The organism is Vibrio sp. SS-MA-C1-2 (assembly GCF_021513135.1).
Classification (GTDB): domain Bacteria; phylum Pseudomonadota; class Gammaproteobacteria; order Enterobacterales; family Vibrionaceae.
On sequence record NZ_CP090981.1, the window covers coordinates 605761 to 619239 of the forward strand.

At 38.7% G+C, this 13479-nt stretch carries 14 protein-coding genes; 11 read left to right on the forward strand and 3 right to left on the reverse strand.

Features of this window, described 5'->3' with window-relative positions; translation table 11 throughout:
* Positions 1–275 precede the first annotated feature (275 nt).
* Positions 276–1478 carry a multidrug effflux MFS transporter gene (locus L0B53_RS07360; protein WP_235061483.1) on the forward strand — a complete coding sequence of 401 codons (1203 nt, stop codon included), beginning with the start codon at positions 276–278 and terminating at the stop codon, positions 1476–1478.
* Between the two features lie 118 nt (positions 1479–1596).
* On the opposite strand, the gene L0B53_RS07365 is transcribed toward L0B53_RS07360, so the two are convergent.
* Positions 1597–2484, reverse strand: coding sequence for a DMT family transporter (locus L0B53_RS07365; protein WP_235061484.1), 888 nt, complete (start codon positions 2482–2484; stop codon positions 1597–1599).
* Between the two features lie 440 nt (positions 2485–2924).
* On the opposite strand from L0B53_RS07365, the gene rmuC reads away from it, so the two are divergent.
* The 9 genes from rmuC (at position 2925) to hemB (ending at position 11156) form a co-directional block, all read left to right on the forward strand.
* The gene (gene rmuC / locus L0B53_RS07370) at positions 2925–4418 is read left to right on the forward strand and encodes a DNA recombination protein RmuC (RefSeq protein WP_235061485.1); all 1494 of its coding nucleotides are present in this window, start codon (positions 2925–2927) and stop codon (positions 4416–4418) included.
* A gap of 63 nt (positions 4419–4481) precedes the next feature.
* Positions 4482–5237, forward strand: coding sequence for a bifunctional demethylmenaquinone methyltransferase/2-methoxy-6-polyprenyl-1,4-benzoquinol methylase UbiE (ubiE, locus tag L0B53_RS07375; RefSeq protein ID WP_409202832.1), 756 nt, complete (start codon positions 4482–4484; stop codon positions 5235–5237).
* Between the two features lie 15 nt (positions 5238–5252).
* Positions 5253–5858: an SCP2 domain-containing protein gene (locus tag L0B53_RS07380; RefSeq protein WP_235061487.1), complete on the forward strand. Its 606-nt coding sequence runs from the start codon at positions 5253–5255 to the stop codon at positions 5856–5858.
* Positions 5855–7486, forward strand: a complete 1632-nt coding sequence (gene ubiB, locus L0B53_RS07385) for a ubiquinone biosynthesis regulatory protein kinase UbiB (protein WP_235061488.1) — start codon at positions 5855–5857, stop codon at positions 7484–7486. Before L0B53_RS07380 ends, ubiB begins: the two co-directional genes overlap by 4 nt.
* Before the next feature lie 116 nt (positions 7487–7602).
* The gene (gene tatA / locus L0B53_RS07390) at positions 7603–7857 is read left to right on the forward strand and encodes a Sec-independent protein translocase subunit TatA (protein ID WP_235061489.1); all 255 of its coding nucleotides are present in this window, start codon (positions 7603–7605) and stop codon (positions 7855–7857) included.
* Between the two features lie 3 nt (positions 7858–7860).
* On the forward strand, positions 7861–8232 hold the full coding sequence (tatB, locus tag L0B53_RS07395) for a Sec-independent protein translocase protein TatB (RefSeq protein WP_235061490.1): 372 nt from the start codon (positions 7861–7863) through the stop codon (positions 8230–8232).
* 2 nt (positions 8233–8234) lie between these two features.
* Positions 8235–8978, forward strand: coding sequence for a twin-arginine translocase subunit TatC (gene tatC / locus L0B53_RS07400; protein WP_235061491.1), 744 nt, complete (start codon positions 8235–8237; stop codon positions 8976–8978).
* Between the two features lie 293 nt (positions 8979–9271).
* A complete protein-coding gene (locus tag L0B53_RS07405) occupies positions 9272–10033 on the forward strand; it encodes a TatD family hydrolase (RefSeq protein WP_235061492.1) in 762 nt (253 codons plus the stop codon).
* Positions 10034–10157: 124 nt separating this feature from the next.
* A complete protein-coding gene (hemB, locus tag L0B53_RS07410; RefSeq protein WP_235062195.1) occupies positions 10158–11156 on the forward strand; it encodes a porphobilinogen synthase in 999 nt (332 codons plus the stop codon).
* A 115-nt stretch (positions 11157–11271) separates the two neighbouring features.
* On the opposite strand, the gene L0B53_RS07415 is transcribed toward hemB, so the two are convergent.
* Positions 11272–12153 (reverse strand): carboxylate/amino acid/amine transporter, encoded by an 882-nt coding sequence (locus L0B53_RS07415; protein ID WP_235061493.1) that lies wholly within the window; start codon positions 12151–12153, stop codon positions 11272–11274.
* 96 nt (positions 12154–12249) lie between these two features.
* Entirely contained in the window at positions 12250–12672 is a 423-nt protein-coding gene (locus tag L0B53_RS07420) for a universal stress protein (RefSeq protein ID WP_235061494.1), read from the reverse strand.
* A 387-nt stretch (positions 12673–13059) separates the two neighbouring features.
* Between L0B53_RS07420 and uspB the strand changes: the two genes are divergently transcribed.
* Entirely contained in the window at positions 13060–13386 is a 327-nt protein-coding gene (gene uspB / locus L0B53_RS07425) for a universal stress protein UspB (protein ID WP_235061495.1), read from the forward strand.
* The last annotated feature ends 93 nt before the right edge of the window (positions 13387–13479 follow it).

Below are 13479 nucleotides of genomic sequence, written 5' to 3' on the forward strand. Positions count from 1 at the left end.
TCTTACTTGAAGTTGCTTGTTGGCTTTATTCATTCGTTCAATCATATAGAAAACCTATACTCATGGGGCCTTGCCTATTAGCAACTCCAATTACTTTAGGTATATATCGATGTGTTTTTATTAAGGTGACGAGATTACTGTCTTCTATTTAAAATAACATCCTTGTTTAATCTTCTAACCTATTCTTTTTTTAACTTATCTGCAATTGAATATCGAAATTAATTTAACTTTCTCCTATTACCCAGTAGACTTGCCGCGAATGAATAAGGAGATGTATGAACACAACACAATCACCCTCATCAAAGTTAATTATTTTGATGATTATGCTGGTGCTATTTAGCCCACTAGCGATTGATATTTACCTACCTGCACTGCCAATGATGGCGGAGAGTTATCAGGTTGATTTAACAAATATTCAAGATACCGTGACGCTATTTATTTTTAGTTTAGGGTTAGGGCAGTTATTTGCAGGACCTTTGGCAGATCGTTACGGTCGTCGCCCGATTGCACTGATTGGTGCAGTAATTTATGCCGCTAGTGCACTGCTAGCATGGTGGGCGAAAAGCTTAGATCTAATGTTATTTGCACGATTAATTCAAGGCTTTGGAGCATGCTGTACTTCAGTCGCTGCTTTTTCTGCTGTTCGTGATAGTTTTGGCCCTGAGCGTAGCGGTCGCATGATTAGTTATTTAAATGGCGCGATCTGTTTTATTCCTGCTTTGGCTCCGTTATTGGGAGGATGGTTAAGCTTCCACTTTGGTTGGCGTTCAAACTTTAGTTTTATGTTTGGTTATGGCGTAATTGCTGGCGTATTGTTGATGATCTTTTTTAGTGAAACTCGTCCTACATCAACGCAATCGCAAGGTAAGTTAATTAGTTTAGATCGCTATTTAGTCGTTTTAAAGTCACCGGTTTTTCTCTTCCATGCTTCTCTATGTATGTTAGGAATGGCAGTGATTTTATCTTACGTTACCGCAGCCCCTTCATTTTTGATTGTCAATCTTGGCTTAGATATGCAGCAGTTTAGTATCTGGTTTGGAATTAATGCCGTAATAAATATTGTGGGTTGTCTATTGGCTCCACGCTATATTGATAAATTTGGTAGCCGTAATGCATTAACTGTAGGGTTAGTCTTGGTACTGATTGCAGGAGCATTAATGTTTATCTTTAGAGAGGTAAATACTCCTCTCGCATTTATGGGGCCAATATTTATTACCTCGGTGAGCTTTGCACTGATTATGGGGGCTTCAGCTGGGCGAGCATTGGCACCTTTTGGTGATTGTGCCGGTACTGCAGCCGCATTATTAGGGTTATTTCAGATGAGTGGTTCAGGTCTATTGGTTGGGATTACTCAGCGTTTTGGTTTAACCGATAGTCTATTGCTAACAGCTCAAATGTGGCTGTTATTGCCTGGATTGATTATTCTCTGGAGTAAATCTGGTCAACGTTGGCACCCTCAATCGGTGATTAGTTCTTAGTCGATTCAAGCTAAGATGAGAATTAGTTTAAAATAATGGCGCTGAAGATTTTAATTGAAATCGTAGCGCCATTTTTATATCTAAAGAGAAGTAATTATTTTTCCTAAAGCTTTTTTCTTTAAAGGGATTTTTCTTTAAATTTCAGCTGCTGGATCACCAAACCACAAACAATCAAACCGAGTCCAATTAACGTTGATGGATAAATTTGTTCTCCAATAATCTGGCTTAATAGCAGCAATGAAATAAATGGAGAGATAAACACCAAATTACTAATACGGGCTGTATTTTGTGTTTTCTTTAATGCCGTTAACCAAAGAACAAAGGTAATTCCCATCTCAAAAAGTCCAACATAACTCACTGCAGCCCATCCTTGCCAAGGCACAGAACTCCATTCCCCCTCATACAAACTAACAGCAATAGAAAAAGGTAATGAAAGTGCAAAGCCTAGTAACAAGCTTAAAATAGGGTCGGCACTGTTTTTAGCATTTAATATCCAATAAAGTGCCCAAAGTAAGGTAGAAAAAAGCGCCAACCCTACGCCTAGTGGACTATCAAACTGAAGAGCCAAGAGATCGCCTTTGGTGGCAATCACAATCACACCAAAATAACCTAATGCACAGGCTGCCCAGTCTTGTTTACGGATCTTTTGACCAAGAAAAACCGCCGCCATTAAGGTTAAGGTAATTGCCCAACTGTAATTTAAAGGTTGAGCTTGAGAAGCTGGAAGTAACTCATAGGCTTGAAAAAGGACTAAGTAATAGGCAAAAGGGTTAATTAATCCTAGAATCAAAAAATAGAGAGGACGCTTTTTAAATGTGGTTGATAGTTGGGATAACACGCCCTTTTTAGCGGCAATTATGACTAATGTAATCACCGAAACCGCACTCGCACCGACTAACATTTGGCTAGGGGTAAAGTATTGCAACGTAATTTTAAATGCGGTAGCAACGGTTGACCAAAGTAAAACTGCAGCCAAACCATACCCTAAAGCAGAGCGCTCATTCATGAGGTAATAAATCCTAATAAGTTTAATTTTAAGGTGTTAGTCTATTACATTTATTGAATATATGCCCTTCTTACTTGAAGCTGCTAGTTAGACTAGGTTTGTGAAAGTAATGGGTTATACGTTCGCCCAATCATAGAGTACATCTATACTCATGGGGCCTCACTCATTTGCCGCCTACTAGCAACTCCAATTATTTTAGGTATATATTCATGGAGACTTACTCACTTGCCGCCCACTAGTAACTCCAATTCATTTGGGTATAAGGTATTAAATCTTCGGGGCAAATTTAACTGATTTTTATCGGTGATTTTATCAATGACGACAAATCACACTTTTATCGATTTATTTATAAAGAAATCATTATAATAGTGAAATGGTACTGGACATTTATCCAGTTCATTTATACCTTTTAGGGATTAAAGATAGAATTGAGAGTATTCATGTCAAATTGGTTAATAAGTAATGGAATGAGTTTAGAGGTCGGTTTAATTGGTTTTGGTGTTGCAGTTTTTATTGTCAGTTTATTGCTCGCGCGTTGGTCGATAAGCCAAAAAGCGAAAGAGCAACAACGTTGGGCTGAGCGTCAGATCGAAGAGATCAAAAATCTAACCCAACAACAGATTGATCATTATCAACAGCAAAATGATCAACAGCAAGAAGAGATCGATCAGCTCGATATGGAGCGAGATCGTTTGATGGCGGATCAACGACAAATGCATGGCAAGCTTACGGCAGCCATAGAAAAATTACGGATATTTGATCAGTTACGTCAAGAGAAGCTCGATCTAGAAAGTAATTATCGTTTATTACAACAAAGTCATGCAGAACAAGATGCTCAACATCGTGAACAAGTTGCTCGCTTTTATGAGCAACAACAAAGCGCGAATGAAAAAATCGCCTTATTAGAGAATGCAGAGTTGCGATTAAAGAGTGAGTTTACTAATTTAGCTAATGAGCTATTTGAACAGAAAACCCAATCTGTCGATGAACAGAATAAGGTAAGTTTAGATGGTATTTTAACTCCGCTTAAAGAGCAGTTAGAAGGTTTTAGAAAACAAGTAAATGATGGTTTTGGTGATCAAGCAAAAGAGCGTCATACCTTAATCCATGAGATAAGAAACTTACAACAACTCAACGATAAAATGTCCCAAGAGGCTCTCAATCTAACCAAGGCCCTTAAAGGTGATAATAAACAACAAGGTAACTGGGGAGAGATGGTCTTGAGTCAGGTACTTGAAAGCTCAGGTCTAAGAGAAGGGTATGAGTATGACACTCAGGTTAATCTTGATAGTGAGCAAGGTAAACGTTATCAACCTGATATTGTGGTGCATCTTCCTAATGATAAAGATGTCATTATTGATGCAAAAATGGCACTAGTCGCGTATGAGCGTTATTTTAATGCTGAAAGTTTTGATGAGCAAGAAACGGCACTGAATGATCATGTTGCTGCACTTAAAGCCCATATTCGTGGGTTAGCAAAAAAAGATTACCAATTGCTGAATGGCGTTAATAGTCTTGATTATGTCTTAATGTTTATTCCGGTTGAGCCTGCATTTCAAGTGGCCATTTCAGCCGATCCCTCATTAGTGAACCAAGCCCTTAATCACAACATATTATTAGTTAGTCCGACAACATTAATGGTGGCACTTCGAACCATTAATAATTTGTGGCGGCATGAAAAACAGAATCAAAATGCTCAAATTATTGCAGAGCGTGCCAGTAAGCTTTACGACAAGGTGAGGCTGTTTGTCAGTGATATGGAGAATATAGGTTTAGCGCTTGATAAAGCGAATGGGAGTTACCAGAGTGCAATCAATAAGTTATCAACAGGTAGAGGGAATGTCATTCGTCAAGCTGAGAGTTTTAAGCAGTTAGGTGTTGAAGTAAAACAAGATATACCCAACAGATTGGTCGACAGATCAAATCAAAGCTAGAGCAAAAGCGCCCCATACAGTACACTAGCAAGGTTATTAAGGGGAGATAAAATGACTGATATCATGGAAAACAAAACAGAAGATACAACACACTTCGGTTTTAAAACCATTCAAAAAGATCAAAAAGAAGAGATGGTTGCAGAGGTGTTTCACTCTGTAGCGGCAAAATATGACATTATGAATGATTTAATGTCATTCGGTATTCACCGTGTTTGGAAACGTTTCACTATCGATTGTAGTGGCGTTCGCCCGGGTCAACGAGTACTTGATCTTGCAGGAGGAACCGGTGACTTAACGGCTAAATTTTCACGTATTGTCGGTGATAAAGGTCAAGTTGTCTTAGCGGATATTAACAACTCAATGTTAACCGTTGGTCGTGATAAATTACGTGATATTGGTATTGTCGGCAATGTAGAATATGTTCAAGCTAATGCGGAACAGCTGCCTTTCCCTGATGATTACTTTGACTGTATCACTATCGGTTTTGGTCTGCGTAATGTAACCGATAAAGATCGTGCGCTACGTTCGATGTTTCGTGTATTAAAGCCCGGTGGTCGTCTATTGGTGCTTGAGTTCTCGAAACCGATTCATGAAGTGATCTCAAAAGTCTATGATCAATACTCATTCCACTTATTACCAAAAATGGGTGAAATGATTGCTAATGATGGTGAAAGCTATCGTTACCTTGCTGAATCTATTCGCATGCATCCAGATCAAGATACGTTAAAAGAGATGATGGAGCATGCGGGATTTGAGCAGACAAGTTACTACAACTTAACTGCAGGTGTCGTTGCACTTCACCGTGGATATAAGTTTTAAGGAGCTGAGCTAGGGATGCCGATAGATACATTTGCTGTTGGAGTTATTGAGACTGGCTTTAATCAGTTATTAAAAGAGAGCGCTGATACTTCTCGCTTAATGATGAAATTAAAAGGCAAGATTTTAGCGGTCACTGTTGTTGAACTTGAAAAGCAGCTCTTTTTTGTTTTCAGTCATCAAGTCGATATTTTAACCAACTTTGAAGGTGAGCCAGATTGTCGTCTGACACTTAATCTTTCCATTTTGCCTGAATTACGTGATAAAAATAATATCACTCAACTCATTCAACAAGGCAGATTGGTTTTAGATGGCGAGTTGCAAACGGCACAAGATTTCTCGTTATTGCTTTCGATGATTAAGCCCGATATTGAAGAGTTACTCTCTCGTTATACGGGTGATATTGTTGCGCATAAATTAGTGCGTAGTGCAAAACAAGGAAAGCAGTTTATTGAATCTCAACATCAAAAGCAGGTGGCAAGATTAGCCCGTGTTGTGACAGATGAATGGCAATTAGCGCCGAGTCGACTCGAAGCTTTATATCACTTTGATCAGATCGAAGATATCAGTGAAAAAGTATCAATCCTTGAAGCACGTCTCAATAAAATAAGTGAGACTCTATGAGACCCGCTGAATTAAAGCGATTATATAAAATTACCTCAGTGTTGCTCACTTATGGTCTTGATCAACTTCTTCCTGAGACAGAATTAACAGAAAAAGCCGCTTTTTTTCGCAAAGGATTGTTCTGGATTAAAAACTGCCATCAAGAGAAAGCCTTGGGTGAACGCCTTCGTCTTGCGCTACAAGAGTTAGGGCCAGTTTGGATTAAATTCGGTCAAATGATGTCAACGCGCCGTGATCTTTTTCCTCCTCATATTGCGGACGAACTCGCACTGCTGCAAGACCAAGTCTCTCCTTATGATGGTGCCGTCGCTAAGAAGCAGATAGAGCAGGCATTAGGTGGACCGATTGAAAAGTGGTTTGATGATTTTGATATTAATCCTTTAGCATCGGCATCTATCGCGCAAGTTCATACCGCAACCTTAAAAGAGAGCGGTGAAGAAATTGTATTAAAAGTTATCCGCCCTGATATTAAAAAAGTGATTCAGGCGGATATTCGGTTAATGTACCGTTTGGCTCGTATGGTCTCTAAGTTTCTACCTGAGACTCGACGTTTACGCGCTGTTGAAGTGGTACGAGAATATGAAAATACACTTCTCGATGAACTTAACTTACTACGAGAAGCGACCAATGCGACGCAACTTCGTCGTAATTTTGAAGGTAGCCCAGTTCTTTATGTTCCTGCCGTTCATACCGACCTCTGTCGTGAAAATTTATTGGTTATGGAGCGAATTTATGGAATTCAAGTATCAGATATTCCTGCTTTAGAAGCCAATGGCACCAATATGAAGCTTCTGGCTGAGCGTGGTGTTGAAGTCTTCTTTACTCAAGTTTTTCGTGATAGTTTTTTTCATGCTGATATGCATCCGGGGAACGTCTTTGTCTCTTATGACCATCCAGAAGATCCACAATGGATTGGCTTAGATTGCGGCATTGTTGGGATTTTAAATAAAGAAGATAAACGTTATCTTGCCGGTAATTTATTGGCTTTCTTTAATCAAGATTATCGAACGGTGGCCGAACTTCATGTTGCATCTGGCTGGGTTCCTGCTGATACCAATGTTGATGAGTTTGAATTTGCTATTCGTACCGTATGTGAGCCTATTTTTGAAAAACCATTAGGTGAGATCTCATTTGGCCACGTTTTACTTAATCTTTTTAATGCTGCTCGTCGCTTTAATATGGAAGTGCAGCCTCAATTGGTCTTACTTCAAAAGACATTACTTTATATTGAAGGGCTTGGACGACAGCTTTATCCTCAACTAAACTTATGGGATACAGCTAAGCCTTTTTTACAAGATTGGATGGATCAACAATTAGGACCACAAGCCTTTGTTACTAAAGTAGTAGAGAAGGCGCCGTTTTGGTTGGAGAAAATTCCTGAGCTTCCTGAGCTTATTTACAATAATTTAAAACAAGGGCAAGAACTTAGTCATAAGATCGACTCAATATCGCAAAATTATGTTGCACAGCAGCAGAGACAGAGCCAAGGTAAGTTTTTCTTTGGTATTGGTGCTACAATGTTTATTTGTACCGCAATTATAAGTAGTTATGCTGAGGTGGTTCCTATCATCTTATCGGTTATCGGTACTGTAAGCTGGATTATAGGTTGGCGTTTTTATCGACGCTGATGGTTAACTTTGAGTTGAGTCATTGTTACTTGTTATATGAATGAGTACACTTAGCAAACATTTTTGATTTACATTAAATATCGTGGGTCTCTCCACACTACTATAGAGGTAATAAAATGGGTGGTATTAGTATTTGGCAGTTGCTGATTATAGCGCTAATTATTGTATTGTTATTCGGTACAAAAAAACTACGTACATTAGGTGGAGACTTAGGTTCTGCAGTTAAAGGCTTCAAAAAAGCCATCAGTGATGAAGATGCTGCTGCTGCAAAGAAATCTGATAAAGATGCTGATTTTGATCCAAAACAGATCTCTGAAGAGATGAAAGAAGAATCAGAAAAAACTAAATCTAAAGACAAAGAGCAGGTTTAATCTGTGTTTGATATTGGCTTCTGGGAGTTAGTGCTGATCTCCGTCGTTGGATTGGTAGTTCTTGGACCTGAGCGTCTACCTATTGCAATACGTTCTGTTGCAAAGTGGGTGGGTGCTGCACGTAGCATGGCAAATTCAGTAAAAGATGAATTGAGCCAAGAGTTAAAAATTCAAGAGCTACAAGAGAATCTCAAAAAAGCCGAAAATATGGGGATGAAAGATCTTTCTCCGGAGTTACAAGACTCTGTTAATGAGTTAAAGAAAGCTGCGAGTGAAGTTCAGCGTCCATATAGTGAGAGTGCTAGTTCTACGACTACGGCTCAAACTGCAGAATCGCCAGAGCCGAAAGCGGCAAAACAAGAGAAATCTGAGTAATTATGTCAGCTGTCGAAGATACTTTACCTTTAATCAGTCACTTGCTAGAGCTAAGAAACCGTTTAATGCGAGCAATTGCTGCTGTTGTGGCAGTTTTTCTTGTCATTGTTTGGTTCGCTAATGATATTTATGCATTTATTTCTGCACCTTTAATATCAAAGCTACCTGCGGGGGCATCGATGATTGCAACAGATGTTGCTTCACCGTTTTTTACACCAATAAAACTAACTTTAGTGGTCTCCGTTTTTATTGCTGTACCGGTGATCCTATATCAAGTTTGGGCATTTGTTGCTCCTGGTTTATATAAGCATGAGAAGAAGCTAGTGATGCCACTGCTTTTTTCTAGTTCGCTACTATTTTACCTTGGTGTGGCATTTGCATACTACGTGGTATTTCCATTAGTCTTTAGTTTCTTTACTAAAGTTGCTCCGGTTGGGGTAGAGGTTGCTACTGATATTGCGAATTATCTCGACTTTGTTCTTGCGCTCTTTATGGCATTTGGTATTGCCTTTGAAATCCCAGTCGCGATTATTTTATTGTGCTGGACAGGGGTGACAGATATTGAAAGCTTAAAGACAAAACGACCTTATATTGTTGTTGCTGCATTTGTCGTTGGGATGTTCTTAACACCACCAGATATGATTTCACAAACTCTATTGGCAATTCCAATGTGTCTGCTATTTGAAATTGGCTTGTTTTTTGCTCGTTTCTATACCAAGCCTGAAGAAGATGAAGTTGCTGAGTAACACCTTATTTTCAATAAAAAACCGACACCTTGTTGTCGGTTTTTTTCTATCTGAGATTTGAGCCATTAATCCCCTTCTTACTTGAAGTTGCTAGGTTGTTGGTTATATTCATTCGCCCCAATCATAGAGTACTCCTATACTCATGAGGCCTCATTCACTTGCCGCCGACTAGAAACTCCAATTACTTTGGGTATAGTGCTTTGGTTATTCGTTATTTTTATCAGATATTTTTTCTGTTTATCTTTATCACTTCGCGGTAATGTATATCATTAATTTTTAGTTAGGGACTTATCATGATTGATAGCCACGCGCATATTTATGGTTCAGAGTTTAATGACGATCGCGATGAGGTTGTCGCTAGAGCTAAAAAACAATCGATTGAAATGATCTTACAACCCAATATTGACTTAGAATCTATCGAGCCAATGTTAGCGACGGAAGCAAAGTATCCCGGATTTTGTCGTTCAATGATGGGACTGCATCCTTGCTATGTCGACGGTAATGTCGATGAAACGTTAGCGATTATTGAATCGTGGTTTGATAAACATAATTTTATTGCGGTGGGTGAGATTGGTATCGATCTTTATTGGGATAAAACCTATCAAGCGGAACAAGAACACGCTTTTGTGACTCAACTTAATTGGTCTAAAGCACGTAATTTGCCTGTTGTTATCCATACCCGTGATTCCATTGATCAGGTACTTTCGTTATTAGAGAAAGAGCAAGATGGCTCTTTAACGGGGGTTTTTCACTGTTTTGGCGGTACGCTGCAACAAGCGCAGGCGATTAATGCATTAGGCTTTCATCTTGGTTTAGGCGGTGTTTCGACCTTTAAAAACTCAGGCATGAATGATGTTTTACCTGAGTTGGATTTAAGTAGAGTGATTCTCGAAACCGATAGCCCTTACCTTGCTCCAGTGCCTAATCGAGGCAAACGTAATGAGCCTGCTTATACACAATTGATAGGTCAAAAACTCGCAGACAGCAAAGGGCTTACCTTAGCGGAAATTGATCGCATTACGACAAAAAATACCAAGCAGCTTTTTAAGTTATAAAATAGATATTTATCGTGTGATGCGCTAACTAGCATTATCATCACACTCTGTTAATTTAGAAGGTCATTCGATCTTCAAAACGATAATAATTAAAGAGGTTATTGTGACTACTCTATCTCATGGAATGTTTCCAGCGCGCCGTCCACGTCGCTTACGTAAACACGATTTTAGTCGTCGTTTAGCGGCAGAGAATGTATTAACAGCAAATGATTTAATCTATCCAATGTTTGTTCTTCCGGGAGCAGAACAGCGTGAGACGATTGATTCAATGCCGGGTATTGAGCGTTTGTCTGTTGATTTATTAATTGAAGAAGCAAAGTACTTAGTCAAATTAGGCATTCCTGCAATTGCATTGTTCCCTGTTGTTGGGCAAGACGTGAAAAGCTTGCTAGCCGAAGAGGCATATAATCCTGATGGTTTAGTCCAAATTGCCGTTCGTACGTTAAAGAAAGAAGTGCCTGAGCTTGGGGTTATCACTGATATTGCGTTAGACCCATTCACGACACATGGTCAAGATGGCATCATTGATGAAAGCGGCTATGTATTGAATGATGAGACGACAGAAGTTCTCATTAAACAGGCGCTTTCTCATGCAGAAGCGGGGGCAGATGTTGTTGCACCTTCAGATATGATGGATGGTCGAATTGGTGCTATTCGTGATGCATTAGAGCAAGCTGGATTTATTAACACTCAAATTATGGCGTACTCAGCAAAATATGCATCTCATTACTACGGACCGTTCCGTGATGCAGTCGGTTCTGCGGGTAACCTAAAAGGTGCAGATAAGAAGACTTATCAGATGGATCCAGCCAATGGTGAAGAAGCGATTCACGAAGTGGCAATGGATATTCAAGAAGGTGCGGATATGGTGATGGTTAAGCCGGGAATGCCATATCTAGATGTCGTACGCCGTGTTAAATCTGAACTGCAAGTTCCTACTTTTGCTTATCAGGTTTCTGGTGAGTATGCGATGCACAAAGCGGCTTTCCAAAACGGTTGGTTAAAAGAGCGTGAAACGGTTCTTGAATCACTGCTTTGCTTTAAGCGAGCTGGTGCTGATGGCGTATTAACGTACTTTGCTAAGCAAGTTGCTGAATGGCTGGTGGAAGACGCTAAAAAGTAAACTAGATCTAATGTGACGAGATGTATATTCAAGACTCTCAATCATAAAGAATCAAAGCCTAGAGTTATTAACCCTAGGCTTTTTTATTTACACTGATAATAAGCAGAAATAATAATTAAATTTTATCTTGATACTGCTTTGCAACTTTACGTTTGATCCAAGTCTCATTGATAAACAATGAGAAGAAGATAATCCCGCCACCAATCATTAAACGCGGTAGATCGACATCTCGATTCCAGATAGCAATATTTACAATTAACCCCATTGGCACTAATGCGTTATTCATAATCGCTAATGCCCCAGCATTGACCAAGCAGCCACCTTTGTTCCAAAGAAAGTAGCCTAAACCTGACGCGATAACCCCTAAGTAGATTAATATTCCCCATTGAGTCGAGGTGGTTGGCATTTTGTCGAAACGTCCAAATAGTAAAAATCCAATTGTCGCAACCACTAATGCCCCAAGATAAAACCAACCAAAAATCGCTTTTTGTGGTAAGTGAGTTTGTTGCTTCTCCATTAATGATTTATATGCCACTTGCCCTAGTGCGAAACAGAAATTAGAGCCTTGAACCACCATAAAGCCAAATAAAAAATTGTTATTAATGTCAGAAAATTTAATTACAGCAGCACCAGAAACAGCAATCAACGCAGTGAGAAAGTACCAAGCAGAGAAACGTTTATGGAGTAGATCATAGATAATAGTGACATAAATGGGGGTGAAAATAGTAAAGAGGAGAACTTCAGGTACCGTTAAATAGAGAAAAGATTGATAGTAAAAGCAGTACATTAATCCTAGTTGAAACCCACCAATGGCCATCAGTTTAATTGCAAGAGGTCGAGGTGTCTCTTTAAAGCGTAAAAATGGCAAAAAGATAACTGCAGCCAAAGCAATGCGAATAAATACTGAAAACCAGGCATCAACTTGGCCTGAAAGATAAACACCAATTAAACTAAAAGAGAATGCCCATAATAGGGTGGTGAATGATAGGTACAGCATGCTTTGTCCATTTAGCCAGTTTGAATAAGTGGACAAAGCATACATTGTAAACATTTTAATATCAAAAAGGTTTACTTGTTTTCATTGAATAATAAATTACTTGAACGGAACAACCAGTAAATGAGTTGTCGAGCAGTCGATCAATTGACGAGATGTAGAAAGTAACTTACTCCAAAAATCTTGATGGTGACCGCAAACAACTAAATCGATAGAGTATTCTTTTATCGCTGCACAGACCTCATGAGAAAAATCACCACTGCTTAATAATGTTTTATGGATTGGGTAATCAATCTTACTGGTAAAGTTATTTAGCTGCTCTAGCGCTTCTTCTGCAACCTTGTGCTGCGTTTCTGCCAAGTTGATATCGATAAAGCCGGTATATAATTCGGCGTAGTTTACATCAATATGAATCAGAGAGAGTTTAGCATTAAGTGGTTTTGCTAATGCGGCGGCATGTTGGATTAACATTTCACTCTCATCAGAGAGATCTACTGCCACTAATATATGCTGATATGCCATCTTTAACTCCTTTTTTGATGGAAAATAAAATGCTCAAAACTTTTTTTTGTCTATTTTATAAACTATTTTTAATATGTTATCACGATTTATTAGAAAAAAGTGTAGGTTGGATCTCAAGCTAATTGTTTATTTTGTATGAGTTTTTTATTATTTTGATTTAACTCAACAAAAAATAGTTTGATTTGATCGTTATTATTTTTATTAAAATAGTTGAGTTACTCTGGATAATCAACAAGCCTTGATTACACTTATAATAAAGGAGAGTAGGTAAAGTTGGTTATTTGCTCAATTAATTTAGTATCAGATGAGAAAAATAAAAGGAGTTTGTACTTAACCAAAGTTACATTATTCACTCATCTCACCAAAATCTTATTTGGGAGGTTTATTATGTTTAGCATGAATTCTCTATATTTAGCATTGTTTGTTGTGACTGTCATTAATGGTGCCCGTTATGTCAGCACGTTACGTACACTTCTTCTGGTGATGAGAGATGCCGATCCACTGCTGTATCAATCGGTTGATGGTCGTGGTTTCTTTAGCAGTCAAGGTAATGTCTCTAAGCAGATCCGCCTATTTCATTACATCCGCAGTCATCAATATGTTAAGCATCATAATCCTATTTTTATCTCTAAATGTGACAAAGTACGCCACCTATTTGTATTAACAACATTTTTAGTACTTATCCTAGTATTTACTCTTCCTATGGTCGCATAGTACAAACTAGTAGCATGGTTATTGCCTTTGAGATTAGGTACACTAACGATAATCAATAAGTAATATACCAAGTTAATAAAGGGGTGCATTGAG

Coding starts and splice junctions, on each gene's coding strand:
- L0B53_RS07360 (WP_235061483.1), top strand. CDS start 276: ATGAACACAACACAATCACCCTCATCAAAGTTAATTATTTTGATGATT.
- L0B53_RS07365 (WP_235061484.1), bottom strand. CDS start 2,484: ATGAATGAGCGCTCTGCTTTAGGGTATGGTTTGGCTGCAGTTTTACTT.
- rmuC (WP_235061485.1), top strand. CDS start 2,925: ATGTCAAATTGGTTAATAAGTAATGGAATGAGTTTAGAGGTCGGTTTA.
- ubiE (WP_409202832.1), top strand. CDS start 4,482: ATGGAAAACAAAACAGAAGATACAACACACTTCGGTTTTAAAACCATT.
- L0B53_RS07380 (WP_235061487.1), top strand. CDS start 5,253: ATGCCGATAGATACATTTGCTGTTGGAGTTATTGAGACTGGCTTTAAT.
- ubiB (WP_235061488.1), top strand. CDS start 5,855: ATGAGACCCGCTGAATTAAAGCGATTATATAAAATTACCTCAGTGTTG.
- tatA (WP_235061489.1), top strand. CDS start 7,603: ATGGGTGGTATTAGTATTTGGCAGTTGCTGATTATAGCGCTAATTATT.
- tatC (WP_235061491.1), top strand. CDS start 8,235: ATGTCAGCTGTCGAAGATACTTTACCTTTAATCAGTCACTTGCTAGAG.
- L0B53_RS07405 (WP_235061492.1), top strand. CDS start 9,272: ATGATTGATAGCCACGCGCATATTTATGGTTCAGAGTTTAATGACGAT.
- hemB (WP_235062195.1), top strand. CDS start 10,158: ATGTTTCCAGCGCGCCGTCCACGTCGCTTACGTAAACACGATTTTAGT.
- L0B53_RS07415 (WP_235061493.1), bottom strand. CDS start 12,153: ATGCTGTACCTATCATTCACCACCCTATTATGGGCATTCTCTTTTAGT.
- L0B53_RS07420 (WP_235061494.1), bottom strand. CDS start 12,672: ATGGCATATCAGCATATATTAGTGGCAGTAGATCTCTCTGATGAGAGT.
- uspB (WP_235061495.1), top strand. CDS start 13,060: ATGTTTAGCATGAATTCTCTATATTTAGCATTGTTTGTTGTGACTGTC.